At 64.5% G+C, this 17,733-nt stretch carries 23 protein-coding genes; 10 read left to right on the top strand and 13 right to left on the bottom strand.

All coding sequences use genetic code 11. The features are described from left to right. Positions 1 to 35 precede the first annotated feature (35 nt). From arsH to P5703_RS10190, 5 genes are read right to left on the bottom strand one after another with little or no spacing between them, the layout of a single operon-like run. Entirely contained in the window at positions 36 to 758 is a 723-nt protein-coding gene (gene arsH, locus P5703_RS10170; protein ID WP_013391794.1) for an arsenical resistance protein ArsH, read from the bottom strand. Then, positions 751 to 1,173 (bottom strand): arsenate reductase (glutaredoxin), encoded by a 423-nt coding sequence (gene arsC, locus P5703_RS10175; RefSeq protein ID WP_013391795.1) that lies wholly within the window; start codon positions 1,171 to 1,173, stop codon positions 751 to 753. The genes arsH and arsC overlap by 8 nt, the downstream gene beginning before the upstream one ends. Positions 1,174 to 1,189: 16 nt before the next feature. Beyond that, complete coding sequence (gene arsB, locus P5703_RS10180; protein WP_425483440.1) at positions 1,190 to 2,221, bottom strand: ACR3 family arsenite efflux transporter; 1,032 nt, start codon at positions 2,219 to 2,221, stop codon at positions 1,190 to 1,192. A 55-nt stretch (positions 2,222 to 2,276) separates the two neighbouring features. Beyond that, positions 2,277 to 2,807: an arsenate reductase ArsC gene (locus P5703_RS10185; RefSeq protein ID WP_016445104.1), complete on the bottom strand. Its 531-nt coding sequence runs from the start codon at positions 2,805 to 2,807 to the stop codon at positions 2,277 to 2,279. Further along, positions 2,774 to 3,094, bottom strand: a complete 321-nt coding sequence (locus P5703_RS10190) for an ArsR/SmtB family transcription factor (protein ID WP_016445103.1) — start codon at positions 3,092 to 3,094, stop codon at positions 2,774 to 2,776. The genes P5703_RS10185 and P5703_RS10190 overlap by 34 nt, the downstream gene beginning before the upstream one ends. A gap of 168 nt (positions 3,095 to 3,262) precedes the next feature. Between P5703_RS10190 and pilL2 the strand changes: the two genes are divergently transcribed. Genes pilL2 through P5703_RS10225 form a run of 7 tightly spaced genes read left to right on the top strand, consistent with a single transcriptional unit; the run spans position 3,263 to position 9,258 of the window. Then, entirely contained in the window at positions 3,263 to 3,829 is a 567-nt protein-coding gene (gene pilL2, locus P5703_RS10195; protein ID WP_013391799.1) for a PFGI-1 class ICE element type IV pilus protein PilL2, read from the top strand. Further along, the gene (locus P5703_RS10200; RefSeq protein WP_013391800.1) at positions 3,826 to 4,470 is read left to right on the top strand and encodes a hypothetical protein; all 645 of its coding nucleotides are present in this window, start codon (positions 3,826 to 3,828) and stop codon (positions 4,468 to 4,470) included. The genes pilL2 and P5703_RS10200 overlap by 4 nt, the downstream gene beginning before the upstream one ends. A 14-nt stretch (positions 4,471 to 4,484) precedes the next feature. Further along, a complete protein-coding gene (locus P5703_RS10205; protein WP_013391801.1) occupies positions 4,485 to 5,210 on the top strand; it encodes a TIGR03759 family integrating conjugative element protein in 726 nt (241 codons plus the stop codon). Next, positions 5,192 to 5,782, top strand: a complete 591-nt coding sequence (locus P5703_RS10210) for a transglycosylase SLT domain-containing protein (protein WP_013391802.1) — start codon at positions 5,192 to 5,194, stop codon at positions 5,780 to 5,782. Before P5703_RS10205 ends, P5703_RS10210 begins: the two co-directional genes overlap by 19 nt. After that, positions 5,779 to 6,318, top strand: a complete 540-nt coding sequence (locus tag P5703_RS10215; RefSeq protein WP_013391803.1) for an integrating conjugative element protein — start codon at positions 5,779 to 5,781, stop codon at positions 6,316 to 6,318. The genes P5703_RS10210 and P5703_RS10215 overlap by 4 nt, the downstream gene beginning before the upstream one ends. Before the next feature lie 4 nt (positions 6,319 to 6,322). Then, complete coding sequence (traD, locus tag P5703_RS10220) at positions 6,323 to 8,512, top strand: type IV conjugative transfer system coupling protein TraD (RefSeq protein ID WP_013391804.1); 2,190 nt, start codon at positions 6,323 to 6,325, stop codon at positions 8,510 to 8,512. After that, the gene (locus tag P5703_RS10225) at positions 8,509 to 9,258 is read left to right on the top strand and encodes a TIGR03747 family integrating conjugative element membrane protein (protein ID WP_003153644.1); all 750 of its coding nucleotides are present in this window, start codon (positions 8,509 to 8,511) and stop codon (positions 9,256 to 9,258) included. Before traD ends, P5703_RS10225 begins: the two co-directional genes overlap by 4 nt. Positions 9,259 to 9,298: 40 nt before the next feature. On the opposite strand, the gene P5703_RS10230 is transcribed toward P5703_RS10225, so the two are convergent. Genes P5703_RS10230 through P5703_RS10265 form a run of 8 tightly spaced genes read right to left on the bottom strand, consistent with a single transcriptional unit; the run spans position 9,299 to position 16,537 of the window. Then, positions 9,299 to 11,923 (bottom strand): AAA family ATPase, encoded by a 2,625-nt coding sequence (locus P5703_RS10230; protein ID WP_003153642.1) that lies wholly within the window; start codon positions 11,921 to 11,923, stop codon positions 9,299 to 9,301. Between the two features lie 9 nt (positions 11,924 to 11,932). Beyond that, positions 11,933 to 12,658 carry a CBASS effector endonuclease NucC gene (nucC, locus tag P5703_RS10235; RefSeq protein WP_003050273.1) on the bottom strand — a complete coding sequence of 242 codons (726 nt, stop codon included), beginning with the start codon at positions 12,656 to 12,658 and terminating at the stop codon, positions 11,933 to 11,935. Positions 12,659 to 12,696: 38 nt separating this feature from the next. Further along, entirely contained in the window at positions 12,697 to 13,599 is a 903-nt protein-coding gene (locus P5703_RS10240) for a CBASS oligonucleotide cyclase (protein WP_003153640.1), read from the bottom strand. Beyond that, entirely contained in the window at positions 13,599 to 14,099 is a 501-nt protein-coding gene (cap7, locus tag P5703_RS10245) for a type III CBASS phage resistance system CD-NTase-associated protein Cap7 (RefSeq protein WP_003090159.1), read from the bottom strand. The genes P5703_RS10240 and cap7 overlap by 1 nt, the downstream gene beginning before the upstream one ends. After that, a complete protein-coding gene (gene cap8, locus P5703_RS10250) occupies positions 14,096 to 14,566 on the bottom strand; it encodes a type III CBASS phage resistance system CD-NTase-associated protein Cap8 (RefSeq protein WP_003153638.1) in 471 nt (156 codons plus the stop codon). The genes cap7 and cap8 overlap by 4 nt, the downstream gene beginning before the upstream one ends. Beyond that, positions 14,563 to 15,477, bottom strand: a complete 915-nt coding sequence (gene cap6, locus P5703_RS10255; RefSeq protein WP_003050256.1) for a CBASS system CD-NTase-associated protein Cap6 — start codon at positions 15,475 to 15,477, stop codon at positions 14,563 to 14,565. Before cap6 ends, cap8 begins: the two co-directional genes overlap by 4 nt. Before the next feature lie 17 nt (positions 15,478 to 15,494). Then, positions 15,495 to 16,070, bottom strand: coding sequence for a PIN domain-containing protein (locus tag P5703_RS10260; RefSeq protein ID WP_003153636.1), 576 nt, complete (start codon positions 16,068 to 16,070; stop codon positions 15,495 to 15,497). Next, positions 16,067 to 16,537: a helix-turn-helix domain-containing protein gene (locus P5703_RS10265; protein WP_003050245.1), complete on the bottom strand. Its 471-nt coding sequence runs from the start codon at positions 16,535 to 16,537 to the stop codon at positions 16,067 to 16,069. Before P5703_RS10265 ends, P5703_RS10260 begins: the two co-directional genes overlap by 4 nt. 203 nt (positions 16,538 to 16,740) lie before the next feature. Here P5703_RS10265 and P5703_RS10270 point away from each other — a divergent pair, with 203 nt between their 5' ends. From P5703_RS10270 to P5703_RS10280, 3 genes are read left to right on the top strand one after another with little or no spacing between them, the layout of a single operon-like run. Continuing rightward, positions 16,741 to 17,124: an integrative conjugative element protein, RAQPRD family gene (locus tag P5703_RS10270; RefSeq protein WP_003090167.1), complete on the top strand. Its 384-nt coding sequence runs from the start codon at positions 16,741 to 16,743 to the stop codon at positions 17,122 to 17,124. Further along, complete coding sequence (locus P5703_RS10275; protein WP_003050225.1) at positions 17,121 to 17,354, top strand: TIGR03758 family integrating conjugative element protein; 234 nt, start codon at positions 17,121 to 17,123, stop codon at positions 17,352 to 17,354. The genes P5703_RS10270 and P5703_RS10275 overlap by 4 nt, the downstream gene beginning before the upstream one ends. Positions 17,355 to 17,370: 16 nt before the next feature. Further along, on the top strand, positions 17,371 to 17,730 hold the full coding sequence (locus P5703_RS10280; protein ID WP_003153634.1) for a TIGR03745 family integrating conjugative element membrane protein: 360 nt from the start codon (positions 17,371 to 17,373) through the stop codon (positions 17,728 to 17,730). Positions 17,731 to 17,733 lie beyond the last annotated feature (3 nt).

Below are 17,733 nucleotides of genomic sequence, written 5' to 3' on the forward strand. Positions count from 1 at the left end.
GAGGTCGTCGGCTCTTTTTTCAGCGCCTCGCAGCGTCAAATTGCACCTTGCCGTACACGCCTGGACAGTGATTCAGCGCTTTCCTTGCGCTCGCTGTAACGATCCACCAGATACGGCGCCACGTCGCGCGTGAGCAGCGTGAACTTCATCAGTTCTTCCATCACGTCCACCACGCGGTCGTAGTAGGCCGAGGGCTTCATGCGTCCGGCCTCGTCGAACTCCTGGTACGCCTTGGCGACCGAGGACTGGTTCGGGATGGTCAGCATCCGCATCCAGCGGCCCAGCACGCGCATCTGGTTGACGGCGTTGAACGACTGCGAGCCGCCCGATACCTGCATCACCGCCAGCGTCTTGCCCTGGGTCGGGCGCACCGCGCCGACCGACAGCGGAATCCAGTCGATTTGGGTCTTCATCAGGCCGGTCATCGCGCCGTGGCGCTCCGGCGAACTCCACACCATGCCCTCGGCCCATTGCACCAGTTCGTGCAGTTCCTTGACCTTCGGGTGATCGGCCGGCGCATCGTCCACCAGAGGCAGCCCGGACGGATTGAACAATCGGGTCTCGCCGCCCAGCGCCCGCAAGATGCGTGCGGCTTCTTCGGCTGCGAGGCGGCTGAACGAGCGTTCGCGCAGCGAACCATAGAGCAGCAGGAAGCGCGGCGCGTGCGTGGCCCGTGCCGGCGCGAACAGATGTTCGGTGTCCGGTTGCTGGAACAGCGCCGTGTCGATGTTCGGCAGGTCGAGACGAGATTCAGACACGGCGGCCGTCCTGATCGACCACCGGCTCGCCGTCTTCCTTGTTGAACGCGCCGCGCTGCGGCTGCGGCAGCAGGTCGAGCACGGCTTCCGAAGGCCGGCACAGGCGCGTGCCTAGCGGCGTGACCACGATAGGCCGGTTGATGAGGATGGGATGCTGGAGCATGAAGCCGATCAGGTCGTCGTCGCTCCACTTCGGGTTGCCCAGGTCGAGGTCGGCATAGGGCGTGCCTTTCTCGCGCAGCACGTCTCGCACCGGCACGCCCATCGCCGCGATCAGCGCCTGGAGCGTGTCGCGGTCGGGCGGCGTTTTCAGGTACTCGATGATGGTCGGTTCCTCGCCGCTGTTGCGGATCAGGCCCAGCACGTTGCGCGAGGTGCCGCAGGCTGGGTTGTGGTAGATCGTGATGGTGCTCATGGATGCCTCTTGGAGGTTACGAAGTGGTCGCGCGGCGTTCGTACCAGCCGCGTGAGCGATTGACCACGCGCACCACCAGCAGCATGACCGGCACCTCGATGAGCACGCCGACCACTGTTGCGAGTGCTGCGCCGGAATGGAAGCCGAACAGGCTGATGGCGGCGGCCACGGCCAGCTCGAAGAAGTTGCTGGCACCAATCAACGCGGATGGCCCAGCGACGCAGTGCTTTTCGCCCACCTGGCGGTTGAGCCAGTACGCCAGACCGGAATTGAAGAACACCTGGATCAGGATCGGCACCGCCAGCATGGCGATCACCAGCGGCTGCCGGATGATGGCCTCGCCCTGGAAGGCGAACAGCAGCACCAGCGTCAGCAACAGCGCGGCGATGGACAATGGGCCGATGCGTTCCAGTGCCCTGTCGAAAACGGCCTGCCCCTTGCGCAGCAGCGCCCGGCGCCAGAGCTGGGCCAGGATGACCGGAATGACGATGTACAAACCCACCGACACCAGCAAGGTGTCCCACGGCACCGTGATCGACGACAGGCCCAGCAGCAGGCCGACGATGGGTGCGAAGGCGAACACCATGATGGTGTCGTTCAAGGCCACTTGCGACAGCGTAAATACCGGATCACCGCCAGTCAGCCGACTCCAAACGAAAACCATTGCGGTACACGGTGCAGCAGCCAGCAGGATCAGGCCGGCGATATAGCTGTCGAGCTGATCGGCGGGCAGCCAGTCGGCAAAGACGTGGCGGATGAAGATCCACGCCAGCAACGCCATTGAGAACGGCTTGACGGCCCAATTGATGAACAGCGTGACCCCCATGCCCCGCCAATGCTGGCGCACCTGGCCAAGCGCGGCGAAGTCCACCTTCAGCAGCATGGGGATGATCATTACCCAGATCAGCAGGCCGACCGGCAGGTTGACCTTGGCAATCTCCATGCGGCCGATGGCCTGGAATGCGGCGGGCGCGAACTGGCCCAGAGCGATCCCCGCGATGATGCACACCGCCACCCATAGCGTCAGGTAACGCTCAAAGCCGCTCATGGCGGAGTTTGCTGGCGCGGGGCCGGCAGTATCGGTTGCGCTCATCGGGCGGGCCTCACTGGCGGCCGATGTCGCGCAGTTCACGCTGCAACGACATGGCATCGAGACTCTTGATCGGAAGCGACAGGAACAACTCGATACGTCGGCGCAGCGTCATGGCGGTATCGAAGAACGCCTTGCTTTGTCGTTCCAGGGTGCCTTCCACGGCTGCCGGGTCAGGCACGCCCCAATGCGCCGACACCGGCTTGCCCGGCCACAGCGGACACGCCTCGCCGGCTGCGTTGTCGCAGACGGTGAAGATGAAATCGAACACCGGCGCATCGGGCTTCACGAACTCGTCCCAGCTCTTGCTGCGGTAGCCCGTTGTCGGAAGGTGCAGCCGCTCCAGCGTGGCGAGTGCCAGCGGGTGAACTTCGCCTTTCGGATGGCTACCTGCCGACCAGGCGTGAAACCGCCCTTGGCCCATGTCGTTGAGGATGCCTTCGGCGAGGATGGAGCGGGCCGAATTGCCCGTACAGATGAACAAGGCGTTGTAAGTGGTATCGGTCATGGTCAGCAGCAGGTCTTGGATGGAGAAACCTCGCATACGCCACCTTGGCAGCAATGCTCGGTCAGGTAACCGATCAGACCGTCCATGCGGCCGTACTCGGCGCGATAAATCAGGTTGCGGCCCTGCTGCTCGATGCTGACGAGGCCAGCATGGGCCAGTTCCTTCAAGTGGAAGGACAAGGTGTTGCGGGCCACGTCGAGCTGGTCAGCTAGCGTGCTCGGCGTCAGTCCGCCCGGGCCAGCAACGACCAAGGCGCGGAACACGCGCAGGCGCTGGGTGTGAGCCAGGGCGTTTAAGGCGGAAATGGCTTGATCCTCTTTCATGATTCGATAATACAACATTTATAGAATTAATGTGCAAACCACAGTTGGATTTGCGGGTTGCGCTATGTGTTGGACTGCAAAAGCGGGCACCCCCCAGTTCGCATTTCTGACTGACCGCGCAGCCGCGCGCAGCCAAGGTATCGGCATCGCAACAGAAGAGCCGATGCCATGCCTGCAATCCATGTATCCCGGTGTCTGGTCGGTACCAGCCTCCTGGCCGCAGCCTTGGCCAGCGGCTGCGCGACCACGCCACCGCCGCTGGCCGCCAGCACCGTCGAGGACGTCCCACCCGCGCCCGAGGCTGCACCGCCCGAGTTCATTCCCGTCGTGCGCTATGGCCGCTACACCCTGGTGGAGCTGGCGCCGATGGCGGCGCAGCGCGATCTGCTGGTGCAGACCATCGACGTGTCCATGCCCGAGGAGGTCCGCGCCACGGTCGGCGACGGGCTGCGGCATGTGCTCAAACGCAGCGGCTACCAGCTTTGCGAGACCCCGCATGCGGTGATCGAGCTGTACGCGCTGCCGCTGCCGGCGGCGCACTTGCATCTCGGCCCCATGACCTTGCGCGATGCACTGCTCACCCTGGCCGGTCCGGCTTGGGAACTGCACGCCGATGACCGGACGCGGCAGGTCTGCTTCGAGCGGCCTGGTCGCGACACCGGTGCCGAGCCGGTGTCCGAGCCGCCTGCTGCCGAGGCCGTGCAGACGTTCCCCTTTGCGGGAGGCCAGCCATGAACGCGGCACAGCCGCTCCGGCGCCCGACCGCCGCCGTGGTGTTGCAAAGCCTGCTCTGGCTTTGGCTGCTGGGTCTCAGTGTCTTCGCGATCCTGGGCCACCAGACGATGACCGATCAGGCCGACCAGCAGCAGCTCGATGTCCGGTTGCAGCGCCTCGAAGCCCAGGTGACCGGGCTGGCCGAGACCACGCGGGCCTTGCAGCAGCAGCCCGCAGCCGCCACCGCCGCAGGCCTGCAAGACGCTCGGCAGGCAATGGAGGCGCGCATCGTTCAAGCCGAACAGGCGCTGGGTGGCTATGCCACCGCCGAGGACGTTCAGGCGCTGCGTACCGAAGTCGAGCAGATCAAGGTGCGCCAAGCGACTGCGCGTGCAGCGGCGCCTACCCAGCGGCGCACCCCGAGCCAACCGGCCACCGCCAAGTCCGAACCGCCGCCGCTGCCATTTCGTGTCGTCGGCGCTGAGCTGCGCGCGGGTCAGCGCAGCGTGTCCGTCGCCCCGAGTGCCGGAGATTTCACGCCCGATCAGCTCCAGGTGCTGCTGCCGGGTGATGCGCTGGGTCCGTGGCGCCTGCAGGCGATCGAGGGCAATGCCGCGGTGTTCCAGGCCGGCGACCAGACCCGTCGCGTGGCGATTCCTTGACCGGAGCCCACCACATGAAGCCGTCGATCATCCTGTACGCGTTCCTGCTGGGCTCCATGCAGTTGCCCGCCTGGGCGCAGCAGCCCGCCACGACCCCCGCCCGCAATGCGCAGAGCCAGGAGCGCCCGCTGGCCGCCCGCATCCTGGACGACCGGGTGGCAGGCGAATGGGGCCTGCAACCGCAGGAATGGGCGCGCTATCGCGACTTGATGGATGGGCCGCTGGGCATCTACTCGCCAAATCTGGACCCGCTGTCCGCCCTGGGCATCGAGGCGCGCACCGACGAAGAACGGCGGCGCTACGCAGAGCTGCAGGTGCAAGTCGAAGCGCGCCGCGTGGAGAAGCTGCTCGCGTACCAGCGCGCCTACGACGAGGCCTGGCAGCGCCTGAACCCCGGCATGCAGCGGGTGAACCTGTCTGACGAGAGGCCAGGCGCCGCCGCTGCGCGGGGCAGCGGTCGCACGGCAGTGTTCATCAAGGACGGCTGCGCGGCTTGCGGGCAACTCGTCCAACGCCTGCAATCCTCGGGTGCCGAGTTCGACCTTTACATGGTCGGCAGCCGCCAGGACGATGCGCGCATCCGCGACTGGGCCAAGCGCGCCCAGATCGACCCGGCCCGGGTGCGCAGCGGCGGCATCACGCTCAACCACGACGGCGGCCGCTGGCTGTCGCTGAGCCTGCCCGGCGATTTGCCTGCGGTTGTGCGCGAAGTGAACGGCCAATGGCAACGCCAGCCGTAACGGCGCTGCTGCGCGCACTGGCGCTCACTGCGGGCCTGTTCGCCTGCGCCGCCCATGCCCAGGAGGTTCCGCCACCGGCCTACCAGCTTGCCGCACAGCGCGCGGGCATTCCCTCGACGGTGCTCTACGCCGTGGCCTTGCAGGAGAGCGGCATGCGACGCAATGGACGCATCGTCCCATGGCCGTGGACCCTGAATGTCGCCGGCCAGTCGCGGCGCTTCGCCACCCGTGCCGATGCCTGCGCCGGTTTGCAGCAGGCGATGCGATCTACGCCACCCACGCGCATCGACGCGGGCCTGGGCCAGATCAACCTGGGCTACCACCCGCACCGCTACACCCATGCCTGCGACTTGTTGGACCCGTACCGCAATCTCGCCAGCGCCGCCGAGATCCTCAAGGAGCAGTACACCCCCGGTGAAGACTGGCTGCTGGCCATGGGCCGCTACCACCGGCCCGCGGGCGGTGAGCCTGCCGCCCGCTATCGACGCAGCGTATCCCGACACCTCGCCCGCGTGCAGGGCACGCACTCAATCGCCACGGCGCGAGCCGTGCGTCAGGAGTCGACCCCATGACGAAACCGCTCTGGACCCTGCGGGGCCTGCTCGCGCTGCTGGCGGCGCTGCCGTTGGTCGCGCATGCCGCCGAACCGCTGATCGTGGTCGAGGACCGCGGCGGCGCGTCGGCGCTGCCGTACTACGAAGCGCTTAACCTGCAGCCACGCGCCAACAGCGCGTTGCGGCCTCCCATTCCGACGCCGCAGATTCCCGCCACCCCCGCTGACGAGGCAGCGATGCTGCCGGTACGCAGCGCGAAGCTGATGCCCGGCTTCGTCGCGCGGCGCGTGATCGAGGCACCGGGCCTGCGGCCTTTCGTGGTCATCGGCGACGATGAGACCTCGCAAGCCTGGCTGCGCCGTCACGCGGCGTCGCTGCACGACCGCGGCGCGGTCGGCCTGGTGGTCAATGTCGAGACCGCGCAGGCTTTGGCGCGGTTGCGCGCACTGGCGCCTGGCGTGCCGATGGCCCCCGTGGCCGGCGATGATCTGGCCGAACGCCTGGGCCTGCGGCACTACCCGGCGCTGATCACGGCGACCGGCATCGAGCAATGAGGCCATGTCGGGGAAACAGCCCGTCGAAGTCCTGTTGCGCCCAGCGGTGGAGCTATACACCGTCGCGGCATGTGCGGGCGCCGCGTTTCTGTCCCTGGTGGCCCCGTGGTCGCTCGCGCTGAGCCCAGCCATGGGCGTCGGTGCCGCACTGGCGTTCGGCGCCTATGGCGCGATCCGCTACCGCGATGCGCGGGTGATCCTGCGCTACCGCCGCAACATCCGGCGCCTGCCGCGCTACGTGATGACGAGCAGGGACGTGCCGGTCAGCCAGCAGCGCCTGTTCGTGGGGCGCGGTTTCCTGTGGGAACAGAAGCACACCCACAGGCTGATGCAGACGTACCGGCCGGAATTTCGCCGCTACGTCGAGCCAACACCGGCATACCGGCTGGCGCGACGCCTGGAGGAGCGGCTGGAGTTCGCACCGTTTCCACTGTCTCGCCTCGTACGGCTCACGGGCTGGGATGTGTCATTCAACCCCGTGCGGCCACTGCCACCGGTAGGCGGCCTGCCGCGATTGCACGGCATCGAACCCGACGAGGTCGACGTCAGCCTGCCACTGGGTGAGCGCGTCGGCCATTCGCTGGTGCTGGGCACCACGCGCGTGGGGAAGACGCGGCTGGCCGAGTTGTTCGTCACCCAGGACATCCGTCGCACGAATGCAGACGGTGAGCATGAGGTCGTGATCGTCATCGACCCCAAGGGCGACGCGGATCTCTTGAAACGCATGTACGTCGAAGCCAAGCGAGCGGGTCGCGAGGGCGAGTTCTACGTCTTTCACCTCGGCTGGCCCGAGTTCTCTGCACGCTACAACGCGGTGGGGCGCTTCGGACGCATCAGTGAAGTCGCCACGCGCATTGCCGGGCAACTCTCCGGCGAGGGCAACAGTGCAGCGTTCCGCGAGTTCGCATGGCGCTTCGTCAACATCATTGCGCGCGCATTGGTGGAACTGGGGCAGCGCCCGGACTACATGCTGATCCAGCGGCACGTAATCAACATCGACGCGCTGTTCATGGAGTACGCCCAACACTACTTCGCCAAGACCGAGCCCAAGACCTGGGAGGTGATCGTCCAGATCGAGGCCAAGCTCAACGAGAAGAACATCCCAAGGAACATGATCGGGCGCGAGAAGCGTGTGGTGGCGCTGGAGCAATACCTCTCCCAGGCGCGCAACTACGACCCTGTGCTCGATGGCCTGCGCTCGGCGGTGCGCTACGACAAGACCTACTTCGACAAGATCGTTGCATCGCTGCTGCCGCTGCTGGAAAAGCTCACCAGCGGCAAGATCGCCCAACTCCTGGCGCCGAATTACTCCGACCTGTCTGACGCGCGCCCGATCTTCGACTGGATGCAAGTCATCAGGAAGCGCGCCGTGGTCTATGTCGGCCTGGATGCGCTGTCGGATGCTGAAGTCGCCGCGGCGGTCGGCAACTCCATGTTCTCCGACCTGGTGTCGGTAGCCGGGCACATCTACAAGCACGGGATCGACGACGGCCTGCCGGGTGCCTCGGCTGGCACGCGCATTCCCATCAACGTCCATGCCGACGAGTTCAACGAACTGATGGGCGACGAGTTCATCCCCCTTATCAACAAGGGCGGCGGTGCCGGGCTGCAGGTGACCGCGTATACGCAGACGCTCTCGGACATCGAGGCCCGCATCGGCAACCGCGCGAAGGCCGGCCAGGTGATCGGCAACTTCAACAACCTGTTCATGCTGCGGGTTCGGGAAACCGCCACCGCGGAATTGTTGACCCGTCAATTGCCCAAGGTGGAGGTCTATACCACCACCATCGTCTCCGGCGCGACCGATGCCTCGGACATCCGCGGGACGACGGACTTCACCAGCAACACGCAAGACCGCATCAGCATGTCGAGCGTGCCGATGATCGAGCCATCCCACGTCGTCGGCCTGCCCAAAGGCCAATGCTTCGCGCTGCTGCAGGGTGGTCAGCTCTGGAAGGTCCGGATGCCACTGCCAGCGCCTGACCCCGATGAAGTGATGCCGGCGGACTTGCAGCAACTGGCTGGGTACATGCGTCAGAGCTACAGCGAGGCCACGCAATGGTGGGAGTTCACCAGTTCCCCAGCCTTGCAGGAGGCTGCCTTGCCCGACGACCTGCTGGATGACGCCGCTCCGGCCGAGCCTGACGCGGTGGCCACCGGCGCCGACGACAGCACCGGCGAGGCCGCACCATGAAGGATGCCGCCTCGACCGCGCAGCGGGAGCAGAACCAGCGCCAGGGGCTGATCGTCGGCACCATCACCTTGCCGTTCAGGCTGCTCGGGGTGCTGATCGGTTCGCTGCTGTTCTCGATCGTGGTGGAGTGCGTCGGCATGCACCTGTTCTGGAAGGACCAGGGCTGGCGCCACTCCCAGCAGATGCTGCAGTACGAACTCGGGCACCTGTCCAACCACTTCACGCGCAGCGTGGTGGTGCAGGAGCCCGGGCGCACGGCGCACGAGCTGGTGGATACCGGGTACGAGTGGGTGTTCGTGCGCTCGGGGTTGCTGGAGCGCATGAGCCAGACCGCCGAGCGCGCCCGCGCGGCCAGCCACGGGCAGAGCCGCAACTTCCGCTACTACATCAGCCAAGTCTATGTCTGGGCCGAAAGCTACCTGATCGCTGCGGCCTTCACGACGCTCACCTTCCTGGTGCGCCTGCTGGTCCTGGTACTCACGCTGCCGCTGATCCTCACTGCAGCATTCGTCGGCCTGATCGACGGCCTGGTGCGACGGGATGTGCGCCGGTTCGGCGCGGGCCGCGAATCCGGCTTCATCTACCACCGCGCGAAGGCCAGCCTGATGCCGTTGGCCGTGCTGCCTTGGGTCACCTATCTCGCACTGCCCATAGCGGTGCATCCTCTGGTCATCCTGCTGCCCAGCGCGGCGTTGCTGGGGATGGCAGTCAGCCTGACCGCAGGCAGCTTCAAGAAGTACTTATGAGGTGACACGGGCGGCACTGCTCTGCAAAGCCGTGTGCCGTTCATCGGTTCTGCAGGGTATCAAGAGCAGCATCCAACGCCGTAACCGCCTCGACGACCGTTCTTACCGTCGCCCGATCGAACTCATGATCGCGCTGAGCGTCGTGCACACCGCTATTGAGGTAACCCCATTCAATACTCGTACCGCTGACATTGAGCAGCCTGACCAACGCCCCTACGGCATCCGGCGCACCCGCATGTTGCGCCGCGATACGCTCGACGGCCGACCGCAACTTGGTGCATTTATTGTTCAGCTCCCAAGGCGCGCGGGGCCCGCTCAGCTTGATGTCGATCCGGCCGTCCGCCCGCCGACCCAGCCACGTCCACAGGCGGTCCGTCAGACTCTCCAGCGCCGGCCGGGCCTGGCGCAGTGCCTCGCGTTTCTCGTCAGCCGCCAACGCCTGCTGGGCCAGAAGAACATAGTTCTTCGCTGGCGGGTCGCTGTCGACCCGCAGTTCGTGCTCTCCCTGATGCGGGAGAAACTTGTAGCGCTTGATGGCCGCGGCGCGGCGCACGCCCAACTCCTGCTGGATGCGGTGCAGGAACTCCTCTGCGTGCGAGGTGAGGATAACCTGCTTGCCGTGGAGCAAACCGTCCTCGAAGAAGGTACGCCAGATGCCATCGCGATGGTCGTCGTCTATCGCATTGACGACGTCATCGAAGATGACCACGGGGCAGCCCTGCGCGAGGTTCTTGGCAAGCAGAATCGCCAGACCCAAGCATTTGATGTGCCCTTCGCTGAAGACGATCAACGCGTCGTAGCGCACGCCCGGCTCGCCGGCGAACTCCACCTCGATCTTGCCGTTCTCGGCCACGGGCAACCACAGCGCGTGCAGCAGATCGCCGGGCGGATCGGCCCGGTTGAATGCGTTGTAGAGATGGCGGGCTTGGTCTCCCAGCCCCTGTAGCAGAACCCCCGGCAGAGCGGTCAGGTATGCCTGAATCTCGGGTAGGAAGCCGTCGTAGGCGGCCTTGACCCGCTGATGGTGCACCACCACCGGCATTTCGTCCGTGGCCGCCTGGATCAGGCCGCGGTTCGCGTCGTCGAATTGGGCCACGGTTTGGCGGGCGGCCGCCAGCTCCTGATCCGCAGTCGTGCGCATGGTCCGCAGCCGTTCGATCTCCAGCTGATGCTGTTGCAGGCGGTCCCGCTCCTGGGCCATCGCGCCGCGCTGGGCATGCACGTCGCGCGCCTGCGCGTCGAAGCCTTCGATGATCTGTGCGATCCGTAAGAGGGCTTGCCAGGCGCGCTGGTCCCCATTCACCCAGCCGCCGAGCCAATTGCCCGCCGACGTGGGAGGCAGCAGTGGCAGGCCCGCGGCCTGCGATTCGGCAGGACAAGCGACCCCAGCCGCCGCCACCACGCGGCGCATTTCGTCCCACAGCGCTCGGACCGCCTCGCTCAACTGCGTCCGATGCCCGGCCTCTTGCTGCTGCAGGACGGCCAGTTGCGCGAGCTGCTCCAGGCCCATTCGCGCCCTGGCGAACGGGTCCTGTGCCACAGCGGCCAGTCCGGTTCCACATGCCGGACACGCGGTCGCCCCGTCCGCCAACGCTTGCACGGCCTCGTAGAGCTTCGCGTACGACACCTCGCCCGCGCGGGCCGCGAGTTGCGCGGAAGACGCTTGCCACAGTCCCTGGACGCGGTAGGCCTCTGCCAGCAACGCTTGCAGGCGGGCCTGGGTCACCTCGTGAATGGCAGGCGGGTTGGCGTCCAGCTGAGCCTGGACATACGGTAGCCGTCCTTGCTGCTGCGGCGTACCCAGCAGCCAGTCCACGCAGGCTTGATAGGTCGCGCCAGGTGACATGCGCTGCGCCAAAGCTTGTTCCAGGCCCTCGACCGCTGCGATCTTCTGCGGGTAGGCGGCGATGGTCTGTTCGGAGTTCGCCAACCGCAGGCGACGCTGCGCCAGCTGCGCCGCCTGCACGCCGGCAAGCATCAGGTCCTGATCGAGCGAGGGGTTGAAGCCGCGCACGAACTCGCTGAACTGGTCCACGCCGAACAAGGTGGCGATGAGCTGGCGCTGATCGCTCGGGGTCCGCGCGGCGATTCGGGCGAAATCGTCGAGGCGGTTCTTCTCGATGAAGCAGAAGCGATACTCAGCTTCGTCGGGCTGGACGGCCTGCGCTTCGCCCGCCGCCGTAGACGACAGGACTGGCGCGACGTGGCGGCGCAGGCGAGCGTTGTTGCAGTACGTCCGCTGGTCGACCCGCTTGGCCTGCGCTTCGCTGATCGAACCGAGCATCGCCACTTCCAAGGCTTCGCAGAAGCTGCTCTTGCCGGTGCCGTTGGCACCGTAGACCAAGGTGATGTCATGGCTGAGGTCGAACGTCTCCTGCCGCATGAATCCTCGAAACGGCCCGACTTCGAGCTGGTGCAGTCGCCCGAGCGCCGGCCCGTTTTCGGGGCCGCGCGCGTCCCCGTCGTAGGCGACAGGCATCTGCGCCAGATGCGCGATGGCCAGCGGCGCCAAGCGCGTGGAGCGCCCCCGGCGTGCAGCACCGACCTCGGCCAGTGGCTGCAGGTGATCGAGCACCAGGTGCGCCAGCCGGCGCACGTCGTCGTGCACGTGCCGCTGCGCCAAGTGCGCCAGGAACCGGTGGTACTCCGAACGTATGCTTGCCACAGCGCCCCCTCACTTGGTCAACCACTGACCGTAAGCCTCCACATCGATCATGGGGACCGTTCCACTGAACTGAAGCTGCGCGATCAGCTTGAAAAGAAACGCGGTCGCCGGCTTGTTTTCGTTGGTGTAGCTGTACGCGCCGCTGGCTTGGTCATAGAAAAAGTGCCCGTGGGCGGCAACGCATCCGATGTCCAGACGCCCCTCGGTGAGGTTTGCGTTCAGCGCCTTGTCCATGGATGGACCCAATGCAGGACTCCATTCGCTCTCGAAGGTGAGCAAGCCACCCAGAATCGGAATCAACGGCTTCGCTGGGTAGGTCCCGCCAGCGTGCGGGATCGGCAGGCTCGTGCGGTGCAGCCTGCGCACACTGGCGACCTTCTCCTGGGCATAGGCCACAAGCCCCGCGTCAGCCGTCTGCTTGGCCTCGAAAACGGCGTACACGCTTTCGGCTGGAATGATCGTCTCGTTCTCGTAGGTGAAGATAAAAGGCGAATATTGCCGATCAAACACCACCACATCGATCTGCTGGCTGAAGTTCCCCAGGCTGTCCACCACATGCGCCTTGGCCGCCTGGTACCGTTTGGGCAGATAGGTATCCAGCATGTCGATCCAGACGTTCTCGCTCGCATCCCCCTTCGTACCCGGGTGACCGAAGGTCTTGCGTACTACGGACAAGCGCTGCTGGATGTCCTCATGCAGGGACGACAGGAGCTGGGAAAGCGACCACTGGGACATGCTGTACCTCGATGGGACGTGTATGGAAGCCGATGGAATCAGGACAGTGGGAACTTGGGGCCAAACAGTGCGCGCCAGGCGCGAAGCGCTTCGATATTGCGACCACGACGCGCGTGGTCGATGGCGATGCTTGCGTCTTGGCTCGCCTGGAACAGCAGCTGCTGCGCGCGCTGCTTGCGCGCGGCATCCATATCGTTGCTGATCGCCGGGCCAAGTCCGGCGGGATCCGGCCACTCGTCATGAACTCGATCGGCAAGCGTGGCAAAGAACGACTGGATCTCGCGATCGAACGATCCTCCCCAGCCGCCGTAAAGACACTCAAGGGCCATTACCTCGATCAGGAACGAGGGCTTCACCGGCTTCAGATCGCCGTGCTTGGGATTGTTGTTCCAGTACTTCACCATGCGCACGAGACCTTTCCACTCATTGCCATAGGCTTGGTGCGCTGCGGTCGCCTTGTCCTTATGGATCTCCGGGTCCGTCTTGATCCACTTTCCGGACGCCGTATCGGGGATCTCATACTGGTCGCCGGTATCGAATGCGGGCACCGCATCCACGCTGACCACCCGGTAGTCCGTGTTGTCCTCCGCGTCGATGTGAACACCGAAATCCACGTTGATCGAGCGCGCCTGTTTGCGCACGGCCGCCGAACCGTATTTCTCCACCAATGCAGAGTGGAAATCATCCAGCACTACCGATGCGGCCTTGCCGTGGTAATGCTTCTCCGAGTCCTTCAGCACGAAGAAGATGTCGATATCCTTGAGCGGCTTCGTCTTCGTGTATCGAGCATAGGAACCGGTCAGGAAGCTGCGCGCAATGCCGAACTTGGTCTGCAGGTAGTCCCGCACTTCGTTCTGGCGTTGCGAGGCATTCTTCTGTTCGCGTTCGTTGAGTTCCAGACGCGACTTGAACTTGCGAAAAGCTTCATCGATCGACAGCATCAGCGTTGCCTCCAATATCCGGCCTGACCCGCCAGGCCGCTGTGTTCGACAGTCGAGCCTAGGCTCTGCTTGACCATTCCATCCGTCGAGCGATAACTTCCTTTGCTCCATCCCTCCACATCAGGTCGCCCTGGCTTTGTATCGAGCATTAACTTGTACTTGGCCTGCGATGGCAGCAGCCCAGCTTTCTTGATCGCGTACTTCAACTGCTCGGTATCTGTCCAGAAGCTGCCGTCGCCATCGGACCACCCATACACGATGTCGATATCCCATCGGGTCACGAGCTTGTCGGTTGCCGGGTTGTAGATCTCCAGAATCACCTTGCGCAGATCACCGGTCCCGAGCCACGTCTTGATGGCTCGGGTATTGCTCTCCCAGCGATCCGCAAAGTGCTCAGGGTCCAGCCCACTGAGCAGGATGATGTCTTTCAAGCTCTTGAGGATGTTGTCGGTCACATAGGTAACCGAGTGCGTGTACGAGTAGGTGGCGACGGTGCTCATGACTTGAGGAAACCTCCGAGGTCGAGCGACAGCGCTTGCCCAGCATCGGCCTGCGCCTGCGTGGCAATTCCTTGGCTCAAGTCCCGTGCAATGATGCGAGAACTGTGCTTTTTGAGCGCGCTTTGCACCCAGCCGAGCTGCTCCTTCGGACACGGCAGCGAGACTCCCCAGTCTCCCTTCAACGGCTCGAACCCCAAGACTTCTTCGTTGGCATCATCACCATAGATCGCGTCTTCGTCGAAGAGGCAGTAGATCCTGGTCCGTGGTCCATCGCATGTCGCAACGATGGGCGCGCTCTTGGGTGCCTGGTCGGCGATCAAGCTGGCGGCCACGCCCGTCACGGCCCTGAGTTCAGAGCGAGCCGTGCCGTCCTTGCCCTGAGTGAGCAGTTCGACAATGGCATCCCATGTCTGCAACGCATCGCGGTGCGGCGAGCTGCGAAACGTCCGGCTGACAACGGTGGTCATTTTTGCTTCCCTCCTTGAAGGCGCATTTGCTTTGCCTGTCGTATCGCACTGCGCAAGTGCTCTACGGAAAGCTTGTTCGGATCGATAGCCACTTGCGGGTCGGCCGCGAGGGCGTTGGCTACGACCTTGCGAATGGCCCGACCATCCAATCCGACGCACTCGCCAGCGCACGCGTCGAACTGGTGAGCCGAGGAAAGCTTGCCAATCCCCGGAAATGTCTTTGCCAGGCCATTCAGGCAGTCCACTAGGATCTGCTTGCAGGCATCCTTGCCGGGCAGTGGCACCTCCATCACCATGTCGCAACGAGATAGGAAGGCACTGTCGACGGCCTGTGGGAAGTTGCTGGTGGCCACGAACAGCAGATGCGGGTTGCGTTCGGCCAACATGTCCAACTGCACCAACACCGCGTCGGTGGCCCGGTGCACATCAACCGGGTTGGCTTCCAGGCTGAGCTTCGCTCGATCAGCCGCAAGCGTTTCGACCTCGTCCAGAAGGACGATCGTCGGGCCCGCCGCTGCGGATTCTGCGATCGATTGCGAGAACAGGTCTGCCACGGCGCGTTGAGTCTTTCCCATTGCAGAGCTCGTCAGCGTGTGAGGCTCCACTTCCAGCAATCGAAACTTCGCAGAAGAAAAAGATTCGGCCACACGATGCGCCAAGCCCCGTGCCAAGGAGGTCTTCCCAGTCCCCGGCGGGCCGACCAACAAGATCACGCCGTGCAGGGGGAGTACCGTGCGCTCCACCTTGGGGCGCACCGTGAAGTTGACGATCGCTTGTGACAGCAACTGTTTTTTGATGGCTTCGTCCATCACGATCGAATCCCACAAGTCACCCAGCGACTTATCCGGCAGCTTCCAGCTTCGATGGATGCCTTTCGGCAAAGTGGCGTCTGATGAAGGATTCTTGGTCATCCGTGGCTCTCGGCGGGTCAGAGAATGGTGCGATAGGTCGCCAGCACCTTGGTCGTTTGCACAAGGCCTTGGCGCAGCAGGATTTCGAGATAGCGGTCCACATCGATCGGCGGATGCTTGAGTTGGGCACGCTGGCGCTGCGCAGCCGACACTACGGCGGCCGCATCCAGATCCAGCAGGTTGTCCACAAACTCATCGGGGTGCTGCGATTCGATGCCGTACGGAGCCAGCAGATCGTTCGGGAAATCACGTTCGTTGAACGTCACAATCACGCTCGCACCGCAGCGAATCGCCGCAGCCAGGACGTGCCGATCGTTCGGATCGGGTAATGTCAGGCCTGCCACGAGCGCTTCGTAGCCCTCCACCAAGCCGTCCGGAATGGCCCTGTCCATGAGATCCGACGTCCTGTCGACCTGAACCCGGGTGAGATCGGGGCGGTTGATCAACAGATTGCGTTTCCACTCCTCATGAATGGCTTGGCTCCACCGCGCCCGGAAGCGGCCAGACAGGCCGAGCCACATCAGGAAATCCCGCAGTGGCGCGGGATATAGAACGCACGCGTCGTAGACGGCGGTGAATGGGGAATGCCTCATTCGTATCCCATTCCCAACTCTTGCGACTGCTGAGCGAGTTCGGCCATCGCCTGCTCACTGGCGCGCTCGCGCGCTTCCTTGTACTGCATCAGATCGGCGAACCTCACCCTGCGGTGCTTGCCGGTGCGATGAAATGCCAACACCCCATCTTCTAGCAGCTTGACGAAATGGGGACGGGACACGTTGAGCAAGTCCGCCGCCTCTTGGGTCGTCAGCTCTGCATGGACGGGCACCACCTTTACTGCATTGCCATCGGCCAACTCGGCCAGGATGTCGACCAGCAGGCGTAAAGCCGAGGTAGGCAGTTCCACCTGATGAGCCTGTTTGTGGTCATCAAAGATCTGGATGTGCTGCGTCTCGAACTGGGTTGCGAGGTAAGCCGCCAAGGCACGTTGACCCTGGACGGCTGCCTTAACCTCTCCCGCGGCGGGAAGGGTCATCTTGGATTGGGCAGTGGCGGTGGTCATGGGTAGCTCCTAAGCGAAAACGGTTGCAGAGCCGATCATATTCGAAACACTCGAAAAACGCAATAATCGAAACTCCACCCGGGCTTTTGTAGGTTCGCTCGCGGTATGCCCAATCCGGTCGTCCGCCAGTTCCTATTGTTTGCGGCCTAAAACAGCCCTGATCTCCACGATCACCCCATTGCTGATCACACAGGAATGGCGCGATGGTGGCTTCGATCTGGCTGCGCGCCGCGCATCGCGGCGTGCCCACTTTTCTCGTGACGGCCCTCCTGCTGGGTCAGTCCCAGATGGCCTTGGCCGAGTCTCCGGCACAGCGCCAGGAGCTGGTCGCCGCACTGCGCCAGCTCGACGCGCTGGAGCGCACCGTCGCGGACAGCGCCGCGCATGCCCCCATCCAGCCGGGCGAGCGCTACCACTTCGACTACCCGCGGCTGCTGGCTGACCTGGCGCGCGTTCGCGCCGGCATCCAGTTTCACCTGACGCCATCGCGCGCTCAGCCGCGCGACCCCTCCGAACTGGCCGGCGACTACCGCACCGAGCGGGCGGCCGAGCCGCTGCCGGCGACGACTGCGGGGGGCAAGCAATGAACGGCGCCCAGGTCTCGGCATTTCAAGCCAACAGCGGCATCGCGCCTTCCGCAATGGCGACCGTCCTGGTCGGCGTCGTGTTCGCGGTCCTGCTCGTGTGGGGCGTCTGGGCCATCCGAACGGCCTACGTGGGGTGGTCCGAGAGCCGCCTCAACCAGCGCCAGTTCCTCGGCGTCTGCATCCGCTTCGTCGCGATGTACCTCGTCCTGAGTTTCTTCCTTCTGTCCTGACCTGAAAGGCCCGACCATGCACAACCGCATCCTCACTTCCCGTCTCGCCCAGCGCGCCGCCATGGCCCTGGGCGCCGCCGCGCTGCCCGCGCTGTCGTTCGCGCAAGGCCTGCCGCAGTTGGAGAACCCGACGCGCGGCACCGGCAACGGCATCATGGAGACGATCCGCAACTACGGCTACGACATCATCATGCTCGTGGCCCTGCTGGTGGTGGCGTCGATGTTCATCGGCGTCTGCTACCACGCCTACGGAACCTACGCGGAGATCCACACCGGCCGCAAGACGTGGGGCCAATTCGGCCTCACGGTCGCCATCGGCGCCGTGTTGCTCGTGATCGGCATCTGGCTGCTCACCGAAGCCACGGGCATCCTGTAAGGC

The sequence above is a fragment of the Stutzerimonas sp. FeSN7 genome, from assembly GCF_030263795.1.
GTDB lineage: Bacteria > Pseudomonadota > Gammaproteobacteria > Pseudomonadales > Pseudomonadaceae > Stutzerimonas > Stutzerimonas stutzeri.

Bases quoted from the DNA above. Each gene is read 5' to 3' on its own strand.
- arsC (WP_013391795.1), bottom strand. From the start codon at position 1,173: ATGAGCACCATCACGATCTACCACAACCCAGCCTGCGGCACCTCGCGC.
- arsB (WP_425483440.1), bottom strand. From the start codon at position 2,221: ATGAGCGGCTTTGAGCGTTACCTGACGCTATGGGTGGCGGTGTGCATC.
- P5703_RS10185 (WP_016445104.1), bottom strand. From the start codon at position 2,807: ATGCGAGGTTTCTCCATCCAAGACCTGCTGCTGACCATGACCGATACC.
- P5703_RS10190 (WP_016445103.1), bottom strand. From the start codon at position 3,094: ATGAAAGAGGATCAAGCCATTTCCGCCTTAAACGCCCTGGCTCACACC.
- pilL2 (WP_013391799.1), top strand. From the start codon at position 3,263: ATGCCTGCAATCCATGTATCCCGGTGTCTGGTCGGTACCAGCCTCCTG.
- P5703_RS10200 (WP_013391800.1), top strand. From the start codon at position 3,826: ATGAACGCGGCACAGCCGCTCCGGCGCCCGACCGCCGCCGTGGTGTTG.
- P5703_RS10205 (WP_013391801.1), top strand. From the start codon at position 4,485: ATGAAGCCGTCGATCATCCTGTACGCGTTCCTGCTGGGCTCCATGCAG.
- P5703_RS10210 (WP_013391802.1), top strand. From the start codon at position 5,192: ATGGCAACGCCAGCCGTAACGGCGCTGCTGCGCGCACTGGCGCTCACT.
- P5703_RS10215 (WP_013391803.1), top strand. From the start codon at position 5,779: ATGACGAAACCGCTCTGGACCCTGCGGGGCCTGCTCGCGCTGCTGGCG.
- traD (WP_013391804.1), top strand. From the start codon at position 6,323: ATGTCGGGGAAACAGCCCGTCGAAGTCCTGTTGCGCCCAGCGGTGGAG.
- P5703_RS10225 (WP_003153644.1), top strand. From the start codon at position 8,509: ATGAAGGATGCCGCCTCGACCGCGCAGCGGGAGCAGAACCAGCGCCAG.
- nucC (WP_003050273.1), bottom strand. From the start codon at position 12,658: ATGTCCCAGTGGTCGCTTTCCCAGCTCCTGTCGTCCCTGCATGAGGAC.
- P5703_RS10240 (WP_003153640.1), bottom strand. From the start codon at position 13,599: ATGCTGTCGATCGATGAAGCTTTTCGCAAGTTCAAGTCGCGTCTGGAA.
- cap7 (WP_003090159.1), bottom strand. From the start codon at position 14,099: ATGAGCACCGTCGCCACCTACTCGTACACGCACTCGGTTACCTATGTG.
- cap8 (WP_003153638.1), bottom strand. From the start codon at position 14,566: ATGACCACCGTTGTCAGCCGGACGTTTCGCAGCTCGCCGCACCGCGAT.
- cap6 (WP_003050256.1), bottom strand. From the start codon at position 15,477: ATGACCAAGAATCCTTCATCAGACGCCACTTTGCCGAAAGGCATCCAT.
- P5703_RS10260 (WP_003153636.1), bottom strand. From the start codon at position 16,070: ATGAGGCATTCCCCATTCACCGCCGTCTACGACGCGTGCGTTCTATAT.
- P5703_RS10265 (WP_003050245.1), bottom strand. From the start codon at position 16,537: ATGACCACCGCCACTGCCCAATCCAAGATGACCCTTCCCGCCGCGGGA.
- P5703_RS10270 (WP_003090167.1), top strand. From the start codon at position 16,741: ATGGTGGCTTCGATCTGGCTGCGCGCCGCGCATCGCGGCGTGCCCACT.
- P5703_RS10275 (WP_003050225.1), top strand. From the start codon at position 17,121: ATGAACGGCGCCCAGGTCTCGGCATTTCAAGCCAACAGCGGCATCGCG.
- P5703_RS10280 (WP_003153634.1), top strand. From the start codon at position 17,371: ATGCACAACCGCATCCTCACTTCCCGTCTCGCCCAGCGCGCCGCCATG.